This is a genomic window from Paenibacillus alba, from assembly GCF_013204855.1.
GTDB lineage: Bacteria > Bacillota > Bacilli > Paenibacillales > NBRC-103111 > Paenibacillus_E > Paenibacillus_E alba.
In genome coordinates this window covers 60,526-82,029 of the sequence record NZ_JABMKZ010000029.1, presented here as the reverse complement: position 1 = coordinate 82,029, position 21,504 = coordinate 60,526, and the positions used below count along the sequence as shown (strand labels likewise).

Genomic DNA, 21,504 nt, shown 5'->3' with positions numbered 1-21,504 from the left:
ATGCACAAGCTACATTTACTAACTACAAACTATAAAATACATCAAAGGCAGGTTACATGATCTATGAGAATCCTATATTTGGATTTAGATTCCTTGCGTCCTGATCATCTCGGCTGCTATGGTTATCACCGTGCGACATCCCCAAATATTGATCGTATCGCAGAAGAGAGCGTACGATTCAACAACTATTACTGCTCCGATGCGCCATGTATGCCATCCAGATCGGCATTAATGTCAGGCAGATTCGGGATCCACACCGGCGTGGTTGGACATGGGGGGACGGCTGCGGATATGAGGCGCGAAGGGATGGAGCGTGGCTTCAGCGATCGATTGGCTACGGAAAGCCTTCCTGGCGTATTGCGCAAGGTTGGCATGAAGACGGCATCGATCAGCACATTCTCGGAAAGACATTCCGTATGGACCTTTAACGCGGGGTTTAATGAAGTATTAAATGTTGGGGGCAGAGGCGGAGAATCTGCTGAACAAGTTTTGCCCGTAGCGCTCAAATGGTTGGATGATAACGCGAAGGCAGATGATTGGTTCTTGCATCTGAATTTCTGGGACCCGCATACGCCTTACAGAACCCCTGATCACTTCGGTAACCCCTTTGCGGATCAGCCGATGCCAGAATGGATTACCGAGGATGTCTTTCAGCAGCACAAGCTCAAAAAAGGGCAGCATAGTATTGAAGATATGAATAAGCTTGCCCAATCGCATTACTATAGACATCCGCGACATAGCGAGATGATTAAGGAACATCATGATTTGAGAGTCATTATTGATAATTATGACGCTGCCATTCGTTATATGGATGAGCATATCGGACAAGTGATTCAGACGCTTGAAAGGCTTGGCGTTCTCGAGGATACAGCGATTATTGTCAGTGCTGACCATGGAGAAAACATGGGGGAACTAGGCATATATTCCGAACACGGTACAGCCGATCAAGGAACCTGCCGGATTCCTATGATCATTCGTTGGCCAGGCGGTCTTCAAGGAAGCGTAGACGATGGGCTTCACTATCAGTTGGACCTCGCTCCTACGCTGGCAAGCTTGCTTGATGCGTCTAAGCCGGATTCATGGGATGGGTTGAGTTATGCCGAAAGTATTACAAAAGGCATAGATACGGGTAGGCCGTACCTGGTCGTATCCCAATGCGCGCATGTTTGCCAGCGAAGTGTCCGATTTGAGAACTGGCTGTACATCCGAACCTATCATGACGGACACCATGGATTTCCCAAAGAGATGTTGTTTGATTTGGCAAATGATCCTTACGAGCAGTACAATCTTGCTGAACAAAGAAGCGATATCTGCCTGAAAGCGATCTACTTGCTAAATGAATGGCATGATGACATGATGTTGTCCATGAAAGAGGATACGGACCCGTTGTGGACCGTCATGAAAGAGGGCGGTCCTTATCACGCCAAGGAATATGTATAGATTTGAATAAGAACGCATAGATGGGGCTGTCTCATAAGTAGATATATCTACTTGGCAGCTCTTTTTTTTGTTTTCATAGCTTGCGAGGTTTTGCCCCAAGATAAGAGTCTCATGAAGACTCTTATCCGTGAGCAACAACGGCTTTTTGTGCAAATAGAAGCTCATAGGGGCTCTTATTGTTTCAAATGGGCGAGTATTTGAGCGTTTGATCAGCGATAAGAGTCCATTAAGACTTCTATTTGTGAAAAACGATCCCGTTTTGCGTAGATAGAAGCTTATAGAGACTCTTATTTGCAAAATAGGGAAAGGCAGCCCACTCACCTTGTACACAAACATTGCCACTCATAGCATCTGTTTTATACATCTATAGTTAGACCAACAAGTATGTGATCAATATTAGCTTAATATTGAACAAACGGTCAGTCATAGTGTTTATTGACTATCCGTTCCGTGTTCATTATGATGATGTGTAAAGAGAACGGATATGTTGAAGGAGTGAGAGAGATGCCGCGAACGCGCGAGGAAAGTGACCGAATTCGGCAGCTGGCTAAGGAAAACATACGTACAGCAGCCGTCGAGGTTTTTATTGAAAAGGGCTATCATGCGGCATCCATTGATGATGTGGCCAAGCGCGCCGGAATTTCAAAAGGCAGCCCCTCCTGTCTTAACGTCTCGCCCGCATAGCAGCTAATCAGAACAAACCTAACATATATTTCATTAATTGGAAGATAATAAGTATATATTTGATATTTCGAACGAGAGGTGTGATAAATCTTGATTTTTGAAGAAGTTAAATTTGAAACGAATTTGTTGAAAGAACTGAAAAATTTCTATGTTCACACGTTAGACTTGGAATTAGTAAAAGAAGATGATAGCACATTCACAGTTGCAGTTGGCGAAACGGACCTTACCTTTGTACAAACAGATGCAAAGGATGAAAAACCCTTTTACCATTTTGCTTTTAATATTGAAGAGAGCAAATTTAAACTAGCGAAAGCGTATTTAGCAACGCGGGTAACTTTGTTGCAAAATGATTTTCAGGATGAGTTTGAATTTGTAGATTGGAACGCACATGCGGTTTATTTTTATGACCCCTCAGGGAACATCGTGGAATATATTGCACGTCACAATATAAAAAGCATTTCCAAAGACGAATTTACGAACAACGACATTCTTTGTGTGAGTGAAGTTGGACTACCAGTGCTGGATGTTTCTAGCGCAGCGTCAATCTTAGAATCAGAAATTAATCTTCCTTTATGGAAAGGAAATGGCACCTCATTTCAGCCTGTTGGTGACGAACATGGGCTTTTTATTTTAGTGAATTCAGAACGTGAATGGTTTCCTACCAATACTAAAGCTGGAATATTCCCTGTCACGGTAAAAATTAAAGGCAACGATAGACAATTCTCTGTCCCGGATTTGCCTTATGAAATATTTTAGTGATGTGCGTAAGCATTTGGACAGCTCAGGGCTGAGCTAGTACAGAACGATAGACTTAGTTTTTCCAAAACAATAGTTCGAAGTAGGGGCAGATTACCGCGGCAGGTAACTGTTCTTTTTTGTTACGCATGACCAGGCGTGATAGTATAGAAATAGAAAAATTGAATGCAATTTAATTTGATATCAATCCAGTCCCACAGCCGTTCTTTTCTAGATCATTCATCTTAATTGGTTACAGAATCCTGTTCCGCCCGGTAGAATCCTTTAATGATTAGCCATATAGCCAAAACCAATTGTTGAAAGGCTATTGGAATGTTCAACATCATGTAGGTTGCATCCAGACCGATGAAGCGAATCATAAAAAATAAGCTTGCCAATATGGACAATGTAGACCCAATAAGACCCGAAACTGACAACCAACGTGGAATTAATTTTGATTGGTAGAATATGCAGTTAAACAAGAACATAGCCAAAACAAATGCCAGTGTCGTTGCCACATGGTTCACCAAATCACGTCCTTCCCGTAACAATCCACCCAAGGTCTGAAAATACGATATATTCAGAGTTCCAACTTTTGCAAATTCGTGGCTTAAAGTCAGTAACAACAGAAGAATGATGACACCAGTAATAATGAACACACCTGCAATAATGCCGAAAGCAACAGACCCAAGAGCTAAACCTTTATTATGCTTACATAAAATCGGATACATCAAAATAGGAATACCAACATATGCAATAACCATTAATAACTGGAAAAACGCTCCTATTAGTACCTGATTTCCATTGGTAGAAGCCTTGACAAGGTAGTCTGCTCCATCTATAACAGGAACAACACTAAATATACCTGTAACCAACCCGGATATTAATAACACCCCAGTAATTGCTGCAGTCCTTCTACCTGAATTTGTACTCTTCCTCAACATAATGAACCTCCTAATAATACCTTTGGCGGATGTTTGCGGGACGTGCGAATAAGTAGGTCAAAGAAGTATCGAACGATGATGGAAACAATTTTTTTTCTTGATAGAACATATTGACCTCCTAATTAAAGTATAATCCACAAAATGTAAATAGAACTATACATAATGTAATTAAAACTAGTTCCTGTGCAAGTTTATTTTACACATAGGTTATTCACTAGGAAGGGCGCAGTCATGAGGAATTAGAAGGGAACTTGTTGGATGTATGGGAATATATTGCACTTATCAAGAGGTGATTACATGAAGGCGAATATTTATCTAGATGATTTAAGGGACTGTCCAGAGGGCTTTATTGTAGCAAGAACATTCGAAGAAGCAATTCAATATTTTAAGAGGTATACTATAGAAATATTATCACTAGACCATGACTTAGGCGAGGATGAGAACGGAAATGAATTACCTAATGGTTACGATTTTGTTAAATACTTTTGCGAGAATGGTCTAAGGGCAAGCAAGATCTTCCTACATACAGATAATCCTGTGAGTGCAGCTTCCACATTTAAATTGTTGTCGAAATCTGTACAGTTATGATAGGATAAAAAACAGACTCTTTGCTTCGAAATGTGCAAGCCGAATTCGAATCTTGTGCCAATTCGAAAGCGACAAAAAGAGATTAAGAGTCTTGGATATGGAATGAAGAATAGGAGAACCTCATTATTATGACCAACAAGAACAATCAGCATGTGTTTAGACTTGCTTTATTGCTTGGTTTATTTTCGACACTCGGGCCTTTTACTATTGATATGTACTTGCCCGCATTTCCGGAGATTGTGAAGCAATTCGATACAACAGCTTCGCTGGTGCAGCTCAGCTTGACTGCATGTTTGCTCGGACTCGGCATTGGCCAACTCGTCATGGGTTCGCTGAGCGACGTCCACGGTAGACGCAATCCGCTGCTTATCTCTATGGCGGTTTATGTCGTCGCATCGTTAGCTTGCGCATTCTCGCCCAATATCGGGCTGTTGATCGCATGCCGGTTCGTGCAGGGTTTTGCCGCATCAGCGGGCATTGTCATTTCCCGCGCGATTGCACGCGACCTGTACAGCGGTCACGAGCTTACCAAATTTTTCTCGCTGCTCTTGCTTGTTGGTAATCTAGGTCCGCTTGTGGCACCAGTTACCGGCAGCGGGATTCTTTCATTCACGACTTGGGTTGGTGTATTTATAGCGCTGGCATTGCTGGGACTCTACCTGTTGACGATGACAAAATGGAAGCTGCAGGAGACATTGCCATCCGAACTCCGCAGGCCTAGCAATTTCATGCAGCAGCTGCGGAATTACGGATCGCTCTTGCGAGATCGCAAGTTCGTAGGCTACATGCTGGCACAGGGCATTATGATCGCGGGTGTCTTCGCGTATGTTTCGGGAACGCCCTTTATTTATCAAAATATTTACGGGGCTTCGCCGACCGTATTCGCTCTTTTATTCGGATCGAATGGGATCAGCCTGATCATCGGTTCCCAAGTGGTCGGGCGGATGTCGCATCGCGTATCTGAACAAGCCTTTATGTTATTCGGCTTATGGCTTGCTTGTTTGGCAAGTGTCGCTGTCTTAGTAGTGGCTATCGTCCATGGACCGCTTTTCGCTTTGGTGATTCCGTTGTTCTTCTTCGTAGCGGCAATCGGCATTACATCTACGGCGGCATTTCCTCTGGCCATGGAGAGCCAGGCTCAAATGGCGGGCAGCGCTGCTGCGCTGCTTGGTGTCATTCCCTTCTTGCTCGGAGCGGTCGTTTCTCCGCTAGTGGGCATTGCGGGTGAAGACACTGCCGTTCCGCTGGGCGTAATTATATTATTGACGAGCATTGCTGCAATGTTGTCTTACTTCTTTCTGGTAAGAAGCAGCACGCGTGGAGCGGGCTCAAATTAGCAGCATGTAATAAATGGAAAACATAGAAAACCAGTCTGACACTGTAACTTAGTGTTGGACTGGTTTTCCATGTTTTCATGTTGTTAAAATTCCTCGGTATGATTGAGTTAATATTGAATCGTTGATAAAACACCATTATCAAAATAAAGATAGGTACTGTCACCATACACCCATTGTGACATGGTTCCATACTTTCCTGTTGTCACGTTTGTGTGTTTCGGATCGCCCCAAGACAATAACACCATTCCATAATTCATACCTCGATAAACCTCTTGTGCAGCTATGGCGTCCCAAGCTTTCTGAGGAAAATCAAATACATCAAATGGGCTTCTAAGGAAAAAGCCGGATAGAGGTGAACCATGAGACATCGATTTCAAAGTATGGGTATTAACTGTGTAATCATAATTGCCGTCGTTAACAAGCATAGATCCATCACCAACATAAGTAATTTTTACTTTAGTCAGATTGGGAAGGTCCAGCGTTCGATCCGTCCAAAATTTTGACGTCTTATTCAACCAGATGTCTTTATTCAAAAATTGACCGAGCTCTGCATATTGTGCTAAATCATAAGGCGCATAGGACATCTCATAGTACCTCGATTTAAAATCATTGTAATTATACGAGAACCAGTAATTAGAGTATGAATTTCCAATCTTTTTGAATTGTTCATCCCATGCGGAATAAAGTTCTTTCAGATGATCCTCGGGCTTGTAGTTGCCTCCAGAAATCGATATGCTGCCATTTTCTCCCCATGCTACCACGAGATGCAAGTATTCACTTAAAAACACTAATGGAACGTACACGACATCCTGACTGGAAATTGGATAGAAATCTAAGGTAAGAACCTCTCGTTTGAAATCTCGATACGGCCCATATATTTTGTCTTCGGAATCAAAATTAGCTACATTCAGTTCCGTTTTAATGATAATGGGACTATCCGTCTTAAAGAAAACGACACTGGATTTCGTGTTAATGCGGAAAGTGCGGTAATCCTTATCCCACTGTGGATTGATACCTAACTCAGAGAGTACGCCATACATGGGTACATAAATCGCATTGTTTTGAACAATAGGCGGGTAGTTGTAGTTAAACTTCTTTCCATTAATGATGAGGTTATAACTGCTTTCTTCAGCTTTAGTGGAGAGGGGGGTTGAAAGAAAGACAAGTAGAAACGCAAATAAAAATAGAAACGACTTTTTTATCATAAGTTGTATATTTCCCCTTTGATTAGTTTTATGTATTGTAACATAAAACAGACAAAGAGGGATCGTGCTTTGACGAATTATGGATGAATGTCCTGAATGAGAGAGCAACATTTCAAATGTTGAGCTGTGATATAACTATATTTGAATTCGGACAAGGAGATGAAAGCATGAGTAAGTTAGCAGGTAAAATCGCTTTAATAACCGGAGCGAGCCGAGGAATTGGGCGCAGCATCGCATTGCGTCTGGCACAAGAGGGCGCATTTGTCGTCGTGCACTATGGAAAAAGACGCAATGAAGCGGAGGCAATTGTTCACCAGATCGAGCAAAGCGGGGGGAACGCGTCTGCAATTGGTGCTGACTTAAGCACTCTCGATGGCATCCATGATTTGTTTGTGGCGCTGGATGATGACATTCGGAAACGTACAGGCGGCAGCGGATTCGATATTCTTGTCAACAATGCTGGAATCGGGCAAATCGTTAACCTAGAGGACACAACGGAAGAATCTTTTGATGAAGTCATGAAGATTAACGTCAAAGCACCCCTTTTTGTTTCCCAGCAAGCTCTACCGCGTCTAAAAGACGGAGGGCGCATTATTAATATTTCATCCTTTGTGACGCGAGTGGCCTCTCCAAGTGTGTTCACCTACAGCATGTCGAAAGGGGCCATCGACACATTTACGCATCTTCTGGCCAAACAACTGGGTAGCCGCAACATTACAGTAAACGCCGTCCAGCCCGGCATTATTAATACAGAGATGAATGCGGGGACGTTACAAGATCCCAGTGGACAAAAATATGCGGCTGGTCTTTCAACTTTCAACAGATGGGGAGAACCCGAGGATGTCGCGGATATTGTAGCCTTTCTCGCTTCGCCGGACAGCCGTTGGGTAACTAGTCAATTGCTTGATGCAAGTGGTGGATCTCACCTATAAGTAAGCTCAGGCTGCATAAGACTTCCATTGTTATTTATATCTGTAGGTGGATACAGGATTGATATGTCTATAAACAGTGATCACATGTTAGCGCTGAAGAAAGATGGAACTGTTTGGTCTATGGGGTATTTTCCACGAGATCATGTACTTGATGTGGGGAATAAGAGAAATTATCGACCTCTTTACCAAGTGGAGGGTTTAGCGGACGTTACTGCTGTATTTGCGGGTTATAATACGGATGCTGTCATCAAGAAAGACGGTTCCTTATGGATGTGGGGCTATGATCTGCATGGACTGTTTGGATCGGAATGGTCTCTCCAATTATCACCCGTACAAGTAGAAGTGAAACCTATCCCGGCTACATCCCGCCCCTGAGATTTAGGCAGGAAGCTTGTTGGATTAACGGGAAACATTAGCTAAATAAGATCAGGAGAAGGCTGCCGACAGCATAAGATCGGCAGCCTTCTTTCGAAATAACCATCATTTTAGGACAGAACATGGAGTCGGAAGCGATAGCTTGCGGCTATTTTGTAGTCACAAATAATTCATAAAGTATATATTTCCAAAGTCATAGATGCGTGTTACGATCAATACAATATTTATATTTCGCATGCGAAACATTTGTATTCGAAATATTTATTTTTATTACTTTTTTTAAGGAGGAAGTGGTTTGGAAGAAGTTAGAGATCTTGTGGCTGAATTTACGAGGCTGCATAAGCTGCGCGTATCTTTAATGTATCGGGAACTCCAACGGGAAGAGTTAACGGGACCACAGTTGTTTATTTTAAGAGAATTGTTTATGAATGAACCAAGAAAGCTTGGGGATCTCGCCCAATCCGTGCAGCTCAGCAATAGTACGGTTTCCGGTATTGTGGATCGGCTGGAACGTGATGGGATGGTTGAACGCAAAAGAGATAAACAGGATCGAAGAATTGTCTGGATTGGTACGACAGACTTTTGTCAACAGATGAAGAAAACGAAGCTTGAGACGATTACCAAAGAGTTCTACACAGGTTTGGAGACGACATTTACAGTCGAGCAGATTGCGACATGTAAAGAAGTGATCGGAATACTCATTGAACATTTGGAGAAAAAGCTGGAGGGAACGAAATGAAACGTAAATTGGTTCTAATTATTATTCTAGCTGTTATGGTTATTAGCGGAGCCAGCATTGGTGGTTATTACTGGTATCAGGGCGCTAATTATATAGCAACAGACAATGCCCGTCTAGCGGGAGATATTTACCGTGTCATGCCTCGAATTGCGGGCAAAATTAATACGCTGGGCATTAAAGTAGGCGATACGGTTGTGGCCGATCAAATTGTCGGACAGCAAGATATTACGAATTTATCGAATAGTTTGCTCGATCAAGCGACTTTGCGCACTCCGATCGGAGGAACGGTGATTCAAACCGCTGCCAAAGTCGGCGAAGTAGTCGCTCCCGGGCAATCAGTCGCAATGATTGTGGATAAGAGCGCCTTATACGTTTCGGCAGATATTGATGAAACGAAAATCAAGAAGATACATGTTGGACAGTTGGTAACGTTTGACGTGGATACATATGGTGGAACAGAGTTCCAGGGGAGAGTAACGGAGATTGGTCAAGCCACAGCGTCTACCTTCTCATTGCTTCCGACAACGGGCTCAAGCGGGAATTTCACAAAAGTTACACAGCGTTTGAATGTAAAAATATCTATTGACGATCATAAGGGATTGGATCTGGCGCCAGGTATGAATGCTGCGATCAAAATCCATATCAAAGGGGAGTAAGGATTACCCATGAAAAAACATCTGAACGTCGTTATATCTTTAAGTGTTCTGGCAGGTTCCCTTATGCTTATTAGCGGTTGCAGTTCTTCACAAACCAGCGCTGCGCAATCAACAACACCTTCAGTCAAAGTGATTACGATCGGCAGTACGAATGCAGCTGGGGCGAGCGGTAAACTAGCGGCGGATCAAACGGTTCAAGTCGTGTCCAAAATAGCAGGTAAAATCACTTCTGTTGCTGTAGATGAAGGTGCGAAAGTCAAGAAGGGCGATCTACTTGTTCAACTCGATACCGAAGATTTAAGCCAGCAGTTGGATCAAGCACAAGCCGGACTGACGGCTTCGCAGGCCAAATTGGCAGATACCGCAGCAGGCGCACGCTCACAGGATTTGCAAGCGGCAGGTGCGGCAGTGGAGCAAGCCAAAGCGGCAATCAATCAAGCCAAAGCTGGAGTGTCGCAAGCGAAAGCAGCTTATGATCTTGTGACCAAAGGTTACAATCATGCGAAAAACTTCTATGATCAAGGTGATGTGAGCACCGACGATCTGGATAAAGCGACAATGGATTATGAAAAAGCAAAAGCAGCTTATGATTCTGCTGTATCGCAGCAACAAGGAGCGAACGCTCAATTGACTGCCGCAGAGGCTAAGCTGAGCTTGGCCAAAGAAGGCGCGACGGCCAATACGTTGGAGCAATTGCAAGCCGACGTTACAGCGAAGCAAGCCGCTTTGACGCTAGTTCAAAATGCGGTGAAGAATGCTGGGGTAGTTTCGCCAATTGATGGTGTTATCGTAAAGAAGAATGTCAATGTAGGAGAAATGGCACAAGCAGGAGCAGCTTTATTGACGGTTGTAAACATAGATCAAGTGAAAGTGGAAGTCAGTGTTCCTGAAGGAATGGTTGGTTCCATTAAACAAGGAGCGAAAGGAACCGTGACGGTACCTAGCATTCCAGGTAAAACGTTTGAAGGCACAATTACATTCGTTAGTCCGGTTTCGGATACGAATAATAACACCTTTCCTGTTAAGTTAACGGTGGGCAATCCTGATGGATCCTTGCATGCCGGAGCTGTCGCCAGTGTTGCTTTTGGAGCAAGCAGTGCGGATAATCGCGTTGAAATACCGAAAGCCGCCCTTTTGCAAAAAGACGGCAAGACGGTCGTTTATAAGATTAGCGGGGATACCGTTCATCCTGTAGAGCTGCAGACAGAAGATAAGAACCAAGATTGGGTATACCTCAAAGGGGATGCGGCAGTGAAACCCAATGATAAGATCGTCTTGAATCCAAACGATAAGCTAACGGATGGTACCAAGGTTCATGCCGAGTAAAGGAGGCTGCAAGGATGTCATCAGCAACGACAGCAGCGGCTACCCCCGAAGTTGAGAAACAAGAGGAGAAAATAACAGGTTACCAATGGTTAGCTCTACTAGTGCTCATTCTGGGAACGTTTCTCGCCATTTTAGATAACAGTTTGATGAATGTTGCTATACCAAAGCTGATGGCCGTGTTTGGCTCTACGTCGACAGAAATTGAATGGGTTGTTACGGGTTACATGCTCGCTTCAGCCGTTGTTGTACCTATGGGTGGGTTTTTATCGGATCGATTCGGTTACAAAACAACTTTTCTGACGACGGTAATTGCCTTTGTTATTGGCTCCATTTTGTGCGGGATAGCTTGGAGCGACACGAGTCTCATCGTATTTCGAATTATACAAGGACTTGGCGGAGGTTTCATCATGCCTGTCGGTATGGCGATGCTCTACCAGATTATGCCGCGCAGCAAGATTCAAGTTGCGATGGGAATCTGGGGGATTGCCGCTATGGCGGCTCCTGCCATGGGACCTACGTTAAGCGGATATTTAGTTGATAACTTTAGCTGGCGTTATTTATTTTACATCAATGTTCCAATTGGGATTATAGCTGTAACACTTGGTTTCATTATTTTGAAAGAGACACCCAAGCGTGCAGGGCTCAAATTTGACTATGTCGGCAGTATTTTATGTATGATTGTGTTCAGCACCCTGCTTCTGGCATTAACAGACGGTCAAAGCGAGGGATGGACCTCACTCTACATTGTCAGTTTGTTTTTCATTTCTATTTTTAGTTTCATCCTATTGATTTGGGTGGAGCTTGGCAAAGATAATCCCATCATGGATTTCCGGTTGTTCAAGAACCCCATTTTTACGCTAAGTTTGGCTGCTTCAAGCTTTGTTATGATTTCCATGCAGGGCGGTATTTACATGATGCCGATTTTTATGCAAAATGTAACGGGGTTGACGCCTATGCAAACGGGGTTGGTTATGATGCCGCAGTCCATTGCGATGGCTTTCATGATGCCTGTTGCAGGAAAACTCGTTTCCAAGTACGGTGTAGTTCCGCTTGGCATATTAGGCTTAGCCATTATTGGTTGTACGACCTTAGAACTGCATGTGCTCTCTCAACAAACTTCTACGCATTGGATCAGCGGTTTGCTCATTATCCGCGGTATTGGTATTGGCTTATGTATGATGCCGTTGTCTTCAGCGGGAATGAACACTTTGCCCAATCATCTGATAGGCAGGGCGTCCTCGGTATCCAATGTTATCCGTAATGTTATGGCATCGCTTGGTATTGCGGTGTTGACAAGTAATATGAACAATCAAGCGACACAATATGGAGCTAGATTCAACGAGTCCATGTCTTCGATTTCGCCGGCGTATACGGATCTTCAAACGAGCGTCGTAAATCGTTATTTGGAACTCGGGACAGATGCAAGTTCAGCGGCCGGTGGCGTGGTTGGTGTATTATACGGACTTGTGCAAAAAGAAGCTTTGACAAGAGCGATTGCGGACACGTTGATGCTTTCTGCAATACCTGCGTTCATTGCCATTGTTTTAGTCTTTTTCATGAGACAGAAAAAGAAAAAGAACGCGGCAGCTGAGGAAAGCGCCAATTCGGATGCTCAGCACCATGTCATGATTGAAATGTAAACGAAAGCGGAGAGACTTTGATCTACGATCAATGATCCGTATTTATGGAGGAAATGAACGATGAGAATCCAATTGAAACAGATAGCTATGACATTCGTATTGTCTTCCTCTTTGCTAATTTCGGGAATTCCCGCTTTAGCAGATCAAGGGGATGCAACAGCAGCAACTGGAAATGCAGCTGTGGTTCATCAAATCAGTGATAACCTTCAAGTAACGGTGGAGGGTGTTTATAATGAGAAATCGGTGAGCGGCCTGCGTATCGGCGCTGTTATCCGAGTCAATAACACTAGCGGTCAAACGCTGCGTATTCCCGATTATGAGCTTAGAGTAACAACGGCAGATGGTATTGTTTATAGCTTGCGTGCAAGCAGTGGGAATGCACGTGGAGTGCAGCCCGATTCTGAAGTCAAGTTGACGTATTACAAAGTAGTTAACCGGCAAACAGAAGTGAATTTGAGCAAACTCTCGCTTGTAGATGTGGACTACAATGTGTATCCGAAGCAGGAGACAGCATTGCTTACGACTCCACTAGATGGGGCGGTATGGAATGACAATCATGGAGAGTTTAAAGACGCATCGCTGATGAAGAAGTGGGGGGAAATCTTCACTATACCGACACTGGATTCACCGCTGCAATACAAAACGGTGGATATTACGAAAAGCAACAGCAATGATGGCGTTGTGTATGTCGTGAAACTCTTGGTTTCCAACCCGAGCGATCAAGCTGAAACGGTGCCAATGCTGGAATTGGATGGGAAGTCCAAAACCAATGTATATTCCGGCAAACAAGTGGAGACAGACGCTGTGAAGCTTGATGCAGGCGAGAGCAAATATGTGCATTTTGCTATTCGCGCGGATATGGATACCGTTTTGGACAGTATCAATGTTCTGACATCAGAAAGCTTTACACAAGCCGATGCGGCTGGCAACGTGAAGACTTCGTCTTTCCATATTGGTAAGCTGAATGTAGGCTTGCCTAGTACGAAGACCGCTGTGGGCAGCTATAGCTATGGGACTCCGATTGCCTTCGAGAAATGGAACAACGTCATTAATCAGGATCTGGACGTTGCACTGGCCGAGCTTCATATTGCAGATAACCAAGACCAAGGAAGCAAGCTGGCATTTGCCAAGTTTACATTGACGAATAAGGGACTAAGTGATATTCCTGTTCCAGCATTCCAAACAATGTTATCGAGTTCAACAGGCTTTGACTATACAGGATCTAGACAAAGTAACGTGCAGAAGTCTATTTCCCCTGGAACATCGACGGTTGTTAGCTACGCTTTTGTATTGCCTGTCGCTGAAACTAGCGATACATTCACGATGAAAGTGCAAAATGTCATCAATGCTGAGGCTAGCGGAGAGGCGACGCCGACCTTCAAATCAACGATTGCTTCCTATCAGGTGACAGCACAAGGTCAAGACGACAGACATAAAATCTCCCTATTTCCATACACGGTAAATATTAAAGATTATTATTTGGGTCAGATTGTGTCCCCAGGGCAGACAATTGCAATCAATTATACGTATAAATTGCAATTATTTATGGATCTCATTCGTGATCCGAAAGTGTTGGTTGACAACAATTTTTCTAAGTTGAAATTTGAGCTAGTAGATTCATCTGGTAGTATCCTAGGTTCCAAGGCATTCCCGTTCACTGGCACCGACCGTTTAGTCAATGGGAAGCAGACGCTAACCTTTAGCAATCTGACTTCAGATCAAATTCAAAGCAATGTCATTGTTCGAGTATATGAGTCCTTGACTACACCTTCAGGTGAAATGGATCGACTGATTGCGGAGTTAAAATAACGAACGTTAGCACAATAAGAGAGGGTGTCCCAAAAGCCGTGAAAATGGCGAGGGGCACCCTTTTTGCGTTCTTCCCTATTTTTCGAAATCATCGTAGTGATCCCGATCTGAATGCATGGCATTGCTGCGCCGCGGCAATATATCCGCTGCCCCTTTCATTACTGCTCTCTGATCGCGCCCAATGCTACATGGAAGGAAATTGAAGTTGTTTTGAAGAATTAAGGAATAACAACTTTCACAAAAAGCGGGGATCAATCTGAACAGGAATATTCCAAATAAAATACATATCATAGGTTCAGTAGGGAGCGGAAAAACGACACTTGCTAGAAATTTATCCCGTAAGACCAGTGTTCCGTATTATGAATTAGATAACGTGGTTTGGAAAAGGCATAAATCTGAAGACATAAGAAGATCTGACGAAGAACGAGATGAGTACTTAGACCGTATAATTCGTTCTGAGCGATGGATTATAGAAGGCGCTCACACCCATGATTGGGTTTTCAAAAGCTTCCAGAATGCTGATTTAATCATTTTCTTGGACACCCCGTATGCGATAAGAATAATTAGGATTATAAGAAGATTTATTTTGCAAAAATTAGGGATTGAAAAAGCCAACTATACACCAACATTAAATATTTTCATGAAGATGTTCAAATGGAATGCAGGGTTCGAAAAACAAAGTAAACCGATGATTTTGAATATGCTCCGCCAGGATAACTTCAAGTCTCTGATAGTAAAGGATAATCGTAGGATTGATCTGTAATCTTTTTATTTCCTTTGTCGATTCCACCATTGTTCATTCGTCGTATTCATGAAAGAACAAATTCAAGTGGAAAGGTTGTTGAAGTTTTATGGGAGCACAAGTTCACGCTTATTTGATGTCGGAGGATGCAAGAGGTCAGGCGAATTTTTATATCGAGTCACTTGGTGGCGAAATTCAGTTTCTGACTACATTCGGTGAGACGCCGGGAATACCCGATGGGATGAAGGATAAAGTCATGCATTTGGCGTTGACAGTGGCGAGCACGAACACATTAATGATGTCCGATTCATTTGAGCTGGTCTCGTACAACCGCAGCATCTGCCTTGCTCTGAACTATGACGATGAGTCAGAAGCCAGAACAGCATATGCCAATCTAAGCGAAGGCGGCGAAAGCAAGTACCCTCTCGCTCTGCAGCCATGGGGGGCTTATTATGGCGAAGTCGTAGATAAATTCGGTGTCACGTGGATGATTACTAAACAGTAAATTATCGGAAGGAGGGCTGCCGCGTGGCGGCCTTTTGTTCTTTGATATGAATTTATATGTTATGGGGTCTGGGGCAGTGAAATATATATGTTTGACCTGTTCGGAAGTGGAAAGCAGCTCAATGTAGAATAGAAAAGGGATGGGTGTGAGGGTGGAAAAGTACTTTGCGGTTGGAACCCACATCCATGCCTCCCCAAGACAGGATTTCAGCAAAGCATGGGGCTGTCCCCAAGGTCATAAGACCTTGGCTGCAGCCTGCCTTTGTTTCGAAAATAAGAGTCTTTACAAGCTCCTATCTACGCAAAAAGGGATGGTTTTTCACAAATAGAAGTCTTTAGAGTCTCTTATCAACGGTTAAACACGCAAAAACTCCCTCATACGTAGAAATAAGAGTCTCTGGAAGCTTCTATTTGTACAAAAGGCGGCTATCGTTCGCGAATAGAAGTCTTTGGAGACTCTTATCTGGGGGCGACACCAACCACATTCCTAAGCTTTGAAAACAGAAAAAGGAGCTGCCAAGTAAATAAATCTACTTTTGGGACTGCCCAGGAGAAGAGCATCCATCCTGCGCTGATTCTGTCAAAAAGGTCCGCGCAGTTCCCTGCACCGCTCGCCAATAAAACGGTTGCAAAAGAAGTTGTATCCTTTATGCTGATCGATTAGGAAATTAAATCTAACCGTGTTTAATCATTAAACAGCACCTAGTTATATACGTAATGTGTAAGTTATAATACTACATATATAAATGCTCATGGCAACCGTTCGGTGGACGGTTGCCATTGTCCATTGCCCATTGGATTCAAAGGGGGAAAGAGGGATGACCATACACAAAAGGAAGTTATTTTTCTCTTTGCGTCTAAAGTTTTTACTCGTATTTACGTTGTTTATTGTGGCTCCTATTTTGTTAATGTTATATCTGTACTTCATTCAATCTGACAAAATATTTATGAGACAAATGACGGACACACAAACCCAGGTTCTAAAGCGGGTTACAGACCGAGCCGACGACATGCTCAATCGGACTTTAAATGTTTCGAATTTGCTCACTAATGACTATGATGTTTTGCAATTGCTAAGAAGTTCGGGGCAGTCGGACTTAGATGATTATCCAACCTACCAGAGGGTAATTGGACTACAGAACAAGATGGACAACCTGATCTCCTATATTCTGGACAACCATGCCATCGTTGCGGTTTATGGATTTAATGGCAGCATGTATGCGACCAATCAAGACGAACAGATTCTTAAAGTGATGCCCGATTATGTGAAACAAGCCAAAGACAAAAATGGAGCTCCTGCTTGGGACGTGAACCCTTCTTTGAAAGTGAAAGGCCTTGAAGGGAACCAAGAAGGGGGCTTTATTACTATGGTCCGGTTAATTAAGGGGGAGACGACAAAGGGGTATGGTTTGGTCTTTATCGCCTTTCCAATCAAGGAAATGTTTCTCGTGTCCAATGGGTTAGAGGAGGATTCACCTGCGCAATTCCTAATATCCGATAACAGCCGTTTGCTGTGGGGACGGAATGAATTGTGGAACAGGACGGAATCCGGAGATGAAGCATCCACATTTGCACAAACCTTAAAAGCTACGGGCTGGCAATTGCGATGGATCCCCATGCAGGAGCAATGGGTGCAGCAGTTGAAAAACGTACGCACTGCAACGACATGGAGTGTTATCGTTGTATTCGCGTGCTTTCTTTGCATCTATGTCTTATTTACCCTCCGTTTGATGAAGCCTATTCGCTCGCTCGTGCACGCAATGGGGAAGGCAGCATCTGGAAATTTCGAAAAGCCCGCTTTGGCAGGAGGAAACGATGAAATTGGACTGCTGAACCACCATTTTAACCGTATGCTGTCAAGTTTGAAGGAGATGGTTACGACTCTCCGCGAAGAGCAGCAGCTTAAAGAGGAAGCAAGATTTCATGCCCTGCAAGCCCAAATTTCTCCTCATTTCTTATTTAATGCCCTGAATTCGATTAAGTGGCTGGCTTTATTTTCGGGTGCCAAAAACGTTGGGGATATGATTACTTCCTTGGGTATTATGCTGAGCTACAGTATGAAGCAGGAGAACGAAGTTGTTACACTGCGAGATGAGCTTGATTTTATACACCATTATTTTTCGCTGCAAAAAATTCGCTTTAACGATAACATAGAATTGTCGATTCATGTCGATGAAAGTCTATTGTCTGCATGTATGCTTAAATTCACTCTTCAACCTATTGTGGAAAACAGTATAATCCATGGGAATCGTACGCCTCTTAGCATCCATATTGCGGCTTATCAGGTAGATGACTTGTTGTTTGTTACGATTACAGATAATGGACAAGGGTTGTCTGAGAGAAAGCTTGCAGCCGGCGCTACGAAGGAATCCGATCCCATCAGACAAGGGAAATATAGTGGAATTGGGCTTGAAAATGTTCAAAGTCGGATTCGAATGCATTTCGGGGAACCCTATGGATTATTTATGCGCAATGGCATGGATGCCGGAGCGGAGACGGTTATTAAGCTGCCCTGGAACAGGATGGAGGATTCAGCATGACCAAGCTTTTATTAGTGGAAGATGAATTTCTGGTAAGGCTTGGACTCAAGACGTTTATTCCTTGGGAGGAATTTGGTTTTGAATTGATTGGCGAGGCGGTGGACGGATTAGATGCGCTTGCCATTCTGGCCGAAAAGCCATGTGACCTCTTGATTACGGACATTTCCATGCCGAATATGGATGGAATCACGTTAATGGAACGGGTGAAGGACTTATATCCGCATATCAAAATTTTAATTTTATCCAATTATAATGATTTTGAGTATGTAAGGCGGGCCTTGCAGCTAGGCGCTTCCGACTATATTTTGAAGCTGACCATGCAGCCGGATGATCTTCAAACCAAGCTGCAGCAAATGCAAGAGGAAATCGAGAACGAGCGTAAAAAGCAGGAGGAAACAATACTGCTTAATCGGACAGCGGTTCAATTTCGCCAAGAAATAACCATTGAAAAGCATTTGCGTGATCTCATGACCATGCAGTACTCGAAGCGGGAAGCGGATGATCTCTCAGAGGAATATGCGAATCTACTTCCCCCATTTCCATGGACGGTTTCGATGATGAAAATCGACCGATACGAATCGGTTGTAGATGAGAATCGTTTCAAGAGTGAAAAGCTGCTGCACTTTTCCGCGTTGAATATCCTGCGGGAAGTTATGCGCAAATATATGGCTGGACACATTGTTGAACTAGGTGGGGGACGATTCGGCATGATATCCGGTCCAGGGGCTGAATCGATGCTTCAGGAGATGACGGAATGTATACAACGCTATCTCAAACTATCGGTCTATTTCGGTACGTATTCTCCAGTTGAACGAGCATATGACCTGTATGAAGCTTGTAAATTTGCCGAAGAAGCTCTTTTGGAGAGATTTTACAATGACTTGAATCGTGTCATTCCATATAGATCGCAAATGTTTGCTCACCAAGCTGTACCCATTTCGTCACAGGATGAATGGCTGGATATGATGGCTCGGCAGGATATAGAATCGCTTCAGAATGCCATACAAAATATGGCGGACGCTTATTTGGATGACGATGTACCCAGACTTTATCCTGAATTAGCCAGAGAACGTTGGCTGCATCTTGTACATCTATTCGAGCTGCATCTGCAACATAAAGGAGGAGACTTATACTCGATTGAGTCTTACGAAGGAAATTATCCTCATCATATGGTAAGGACAGCGGAATCCATACAACAAATAAGCGAGTGGTTGGTTGGCTGGATCCCAGTCTTCTTCGAGCACTTGCGTTCAAACGTGGTTCATCAACCTCGCCCGGAAATTAGGACCGTGCAAAGGATGATCGAAGAAAAGTACAGCACTTCTTTTAGAATGTCTGACTTGGCCAAGGAAGTTAATTTTACGGAACCGTATTTAAGCTCCTTATTCAAGAAAGAAACTGGCGAAACGATGATCGACTACATGATCCGTATACGAATGAAGAAAGCCAGAGAACTGCTTAAGGATCCCAATGTTAAAATTTATGAAGTTGCCGACGCAATCGGCTATTCGGACCCTAATTATTTCGCTAAGCTGTTCAAAAAGATTGAAGGCATATACCCGCAAGAATATCGTAAGCGTTACATTCACTAAAAGTGGATAAAACAAGACAGGTAAGATCTTAAATGAATTCATTACGCAGGAATGATCACTTTGCTATGCTAATGATGTTCCAGACGGATGAAAACAAGTAAGAGAGGGGTTTTACCAGTATGAAGAAAACGATTTATTCCACATTATCACTTACTGTGGCATTTAGTTTGATGCTTTCAGGTTGTGCTAAGAGCGACAGCCAAACAAGCCCATCACCCGCTGCGGCCAACACAACAAACTCTGCAGTTTCGAAAAAGGCTGTTAAACTTAAGATGTGGGGCGGCATTCCTGAAGAGAGCGGACCCAAGGATGTGGTCACGAAATGGAATAGCTCGCATCCCGATATCCAAGTAGAGTATACACGTTATGTGAACGACGATAGCGGCAATACGAAGCTAGATACGGCCCTTATCAGCAACTCTGATGCACCGGATATCTTCTTCAGCTATGGAGAAACGAATTACAATCGCCGGGCAAACGCTGGCGTCACCTTTCCGTTGGATGATTTGATTAGCAAGTATAAATTTAATGTGGATGAAATAATTGGCAAAGATAATGTCATCCCTTTCAAAGGGAAAACGCATTATTTGCCGGCCATGAAGCTGTTATCTTCCGTAATGATTAATCAAACGGCTTTGGAGAAAGCAGGAGAGAAGATTCCGGCTCAAGGCTGGACATGGGACGACTACATGACCCTTGCCGAGAAGCTGCAAACGGCTGATCAGAAGGGCAGCTTTATCAAGGTTCCGGATGATAATATGGTGCGTTTCGCCATTCTTGAGAATAAGCCAGTGGATTCCTACTATACCGCGGATGGATTATCCACCTTCGACAGTCCTGCCGTCAAGAAGGGCTTGGAATATCAAAAATCGCTGCAGGATAAAGGATTATCTGTCAAGTGGCCGGAAATTATCGCCAACAAACTGCTTCCTCCCAATGAGCTTCTGACCGGTAAAGCGGCGATGATCTTCGGGGGGACACATTTGCTAAGGAATGTGAAGGACACGAAAAGTTTCCCGCATGAGTTCAAAACCATTTTTGCCCCAGTGCCCCAATTAGAGAAAGGCGGGAAAGTGAATACGGCAGGATTCAACGACTTCATGTCGATTAACAATACGTCTTCGAACAAAGACGAAGCTTTCCAATTTATCTCGTGGTACCTAACAGAAGGCAATCTTCTGATGATTCCGGGAGGGCGCTTGCCGTCTTCCAAGAAGATCGATGTGGATAAAGTGGCTGAGCTTATGGTCGGAGATGCAGCAAACCTGATTAACGTGGATTCTTTGAAGTCTTTAATCAAAGGTGACTATACATTCCCCGTTCAAACGATTTCCACCGCTTTACCGGAAATGACCAAAATTATTAACGAGGAAACAGAGAAATATGTCATGGGTGTACAGCCTTTGGACAAAGCTATTCAGAATATGAAAACAAGAGCGGATCAAGCGATTAAGGCTGAGAAAAAATAATCGTTGTGCTGCAAAAGGGACCTGGCGGACTTCAATAAGAAGTCTGCCAGGTCTTTCTTGTAATTGGATTGTTCGCGGGGTTATCCCAGGGATATCCCGGCTGCCACTTGCGGAGATAAGGGAATTACAGGGCGCTAGAGTTCCCTCAATGGGATTTCCTTACTAGGATTTGTCAGCGGGAATAACGGAACTGTGAGGAATGCTCCAACTTCTAAGAATTATTATATGAATCTACAAGTTTTAATCT

Annotated in this window: 18 protein-coding genes and 1 pseudogene; 17 read left to right on the top strand and 2 right to left on the bottom strand. The window is 43.6% G+C overall.

Annotated elements, in window-relative coordinates; translation table 11 throughout:
- The first annotated feature begins 63 nt into the window (after positions 1-63).
- From HQN90_RS27510 to HQN90_RS27500, 3 genes and pseudogenes are all read left to right on the top strand, one after another.
- Positions 64-1,440 (top strand): sulfatase family protein, encoded by a 1,377-nt coding sequence (locus tag HQN90_RS27510; RefSeq protein WP_173224732.1) that lies wholly within the window; start codon positions 64-66, stop codon positions 1,438-1,440.
- Positions 1,441-1,944: 504 nt separating this feature from the next.
- Positions 1,945-2,091, top strand: a pseudogene (locus tag HQN90_RS27505) (helix-turn-helix domain-containing protein); the annotation flags it as partial.
- Between the two features lie 123 nt (positions 2,092-2,214).
- Positions 2,215-2,880 carry a VOC family protein gene (locus HQN90_RS27500; protein ID WP_173224726.1) on the top strand — a complete coding sequence of 222 codons (666 nt, stop codon included), beginning with the start codon at positions 2,215-2,217 and terminating at the stop codon, positions 2,878-2,880.
- Positions 2,881-3,104: 224 nt separating this feature from the next.
- On the opposite strand, the gene HQN90_RS27495 is transcribed toward HQN90_RS27500, so the two are convergent.
- Positions 3,105-3,803 (bottom strand): DUF4386 domain-containing protein, encoded by a 699-nt coding sequence (locus HQN90_RS27495; RefSeq protein WP_173224722.1) that lies wholly within the window; start codon positions 3,801-3,803, stop codon positions 3,105-3,107.
- Between the two features lie 297 nt (positions 3,804-4,100).
- Here HQN90_RS27495 and HQN90_RS27490 point away from each other — a divergent pair, with 297 nt between their 5' ends.
- Both HQN90_RS27490 and HQN90_RS27485 read left to right on the top strand, forming a co-directional pair.
- On the top strand, positions 4,101-4,391 hold the full coding sequence (locus tag HQN90_RS27490; protein WP_216855486.1) for a cyclic-phosphate processing receiver domain-containing protein: 291 nt from the start codon (positions 4,101-4,103) through the stop codon (positions 4,389-4,391).
- Between the two features lie 128 nt (positions 4,392-4,519).
- Positions 4,520-5,728 (top strand): multidrug effflux MFS transporter, encoded by a 1,209-nt coding sequence (locus HQN90_RS27485; protein WP_173224718.1) that lies wholly within the window; start codon positions 4,520-4,522, stop codon positions 5,726-5,728.
- A gap of 107 nt (positions 5,729-5,835) precedes the next feature.
- Here HQN90_RS27485 and HQN90_RS27480 read toward each other — a convergent pair whose 3' ends face one another.
- On the bottom strand, positions 5,836-6,933 hold the full coding sequence (locus tag HQN90_RS27480; protein WP_173224715.1) for a stalk domain-containing protein: 1,098 nt from the start codon (positions 6,931-6,933) through the stop codon (positions 5,836-5,838).
- A 167-nt stretch (positions 6,934-7,100) separates the two neighbouring features.
- Between HQN90_RS27480 and HQN90_RS27475 the strand changes: the two genes are divergently transcribed.
- The 12 genes from HQN90_RS27475 (at position 7,101) to HQN90_RS27420 (ending at position 21,257) form a co-directional block, all read left to right on the top strand.
- Positions 7,101-7,865 carry an SDR family oxidoreductase gene (locus tag HQN90_RS27475; protein WP_173224711.1) on the top strand — a complete coding sequence of 255 codons (765 nt, stop codon included), beginning with the start codon at positions 7,101-7,103 and terminating at the stop codon, positions 7,863-7,865.
- 63 nt (positions 7,866-7,928) lie between these two features.
- Positions 7,929-8,240, top strand: coding sequence for an RCC1 domain-containing protein (locus HQN90_RS27470; RefSeq protein ID WP_173224709.1), 312 nt, complete (start codon positions 7,929-7,931; stop codon positions 8,238-8,240).
- Between the two features lie 295 nt (positions 8,241-8,535).
- Positions 8,536-8,979, top strand: a complete 444-nt coding sequence (locus HQN90_RS27465) for a MarR family winged helix-turn-helix transcriptional regulator (protein WP_079417575.1) — start codon at positions 8,536-8,538, stop codon at positions 8,977-8,979.
- On the top strand, positions 8,976-9,635 hold the full coding sequence (locus HQN90_RS27460) for an HlyD family secretion protein (RefSeq protein WP_173224706.1): 660 nt from the start codon (positions 8,976-8,978) through the stop codon (positions 9,633-9,635). Before HQN90_RS27465 ends, HQN90_RS27460 begins: the two co-directional genes overlap by 4 nt.
- A 9-nt stretch (positions 9,636-9,644) precedes the next feature.
- The gene (locus HQN90_RS27455; protein ID WP_173224704.1) at positions 9,645-10,961 is read left to right on the top strand and encodes an efflux RND transporter periplasmic adaptor subunit; all 1,317 of its coding nucleotides are present in this window, start codon (positions 9,645-9,647) and stop codon (positions 10,959-10,961) included.
- Positions 10,962-10,975: 14 nt separating this feature from the next.
- Complete coding sequence (locus tag HQN90_RS27450) at positions 10,976-12,601, top strand: DHA2 family efflux MFS transporter permease subunit (RefSeq protein WP_173224701.1); 1,626 nt, start codon at positions 10,976-10,978, stop codon at positions 12,599-12,601.
- 60 nt (positions 12,602-12,661) lie between these two features.
- Entirely contained in the window at positions 12,662-14,410 is a 1,749-nt protein-coding gene (locus HQN90_RS27445) for a hypothetical protein (RefSeq protein ID WP_173224698.1), read from the top strand.
- A gap of 256 nt (positions 14,411-14,666) precedes the next feature.
- The gene (locus HQN90_RS27440; RefSeq protein WP_173224806.1) at positions 14,667-15,173 is read left to right on the top strand and encodes an AAA family ATPase; all 507 of its coding nucleotides are present in this window, start codon (positions 14,667-14,669) and stop codon (positions 15,171-15,173) included.
- 88 nt (positions 15,174-15,261) lie between these two features.
- The gene (locus HQN90_RS27435) at positions 15,262-15,657 is read left to right on the top strand and encodes a VOC family protein (RefSeq protein WP_173224695.1); all 396 of its coding nucleotides are present in this window, start codon (positions 15,262-15,264) and stop codon (positions 15,655-15,657) included.
- An 817-nt stretch (positions 15,658-16,474) separates the two neighbouring features.
- Positions 16,475-18,196 carry a histidine kinase gene (locus tag HQN90_RS27430; protein ID WP_173224692.1) on the top strand — a complete coding sequence of 574 codons (1,722 nt, stop codon included), beginning with the start codon at positions 16,475-16,477 and terminating at the stop codon, positions 18,194-18,196.
- Positions 18,193-19,788: a response regulator gene (locus HQN90_RS27425; protein WP_173224689.1), complete on the top strand. Its 1,596-nt coding sequence runs from the start codon at positions 18,193-18,195 to the stop codon at positions 19,786-19,788. The genes HQN90_RS27430 and HQN90_RS27425 overlap by 4 nt, the downstream gene beginning before the upstream one ends.
- A gap of 119 nt (positions 19,789-19,907) precedes the next feature.
- Positions 19,908-21,257, top strand: a complete 1,350-nt coding sequence (locus HQN90_RS27420; protein WP_173224686.1) for an ABC transporter substrate-binding protein — start codon at positions 19,908-19,910, stop codon at positions 21,255-21,257.
- The last annotated feature ends 247 nt before the right edge of the window (positions 21,258-21,504 follow it).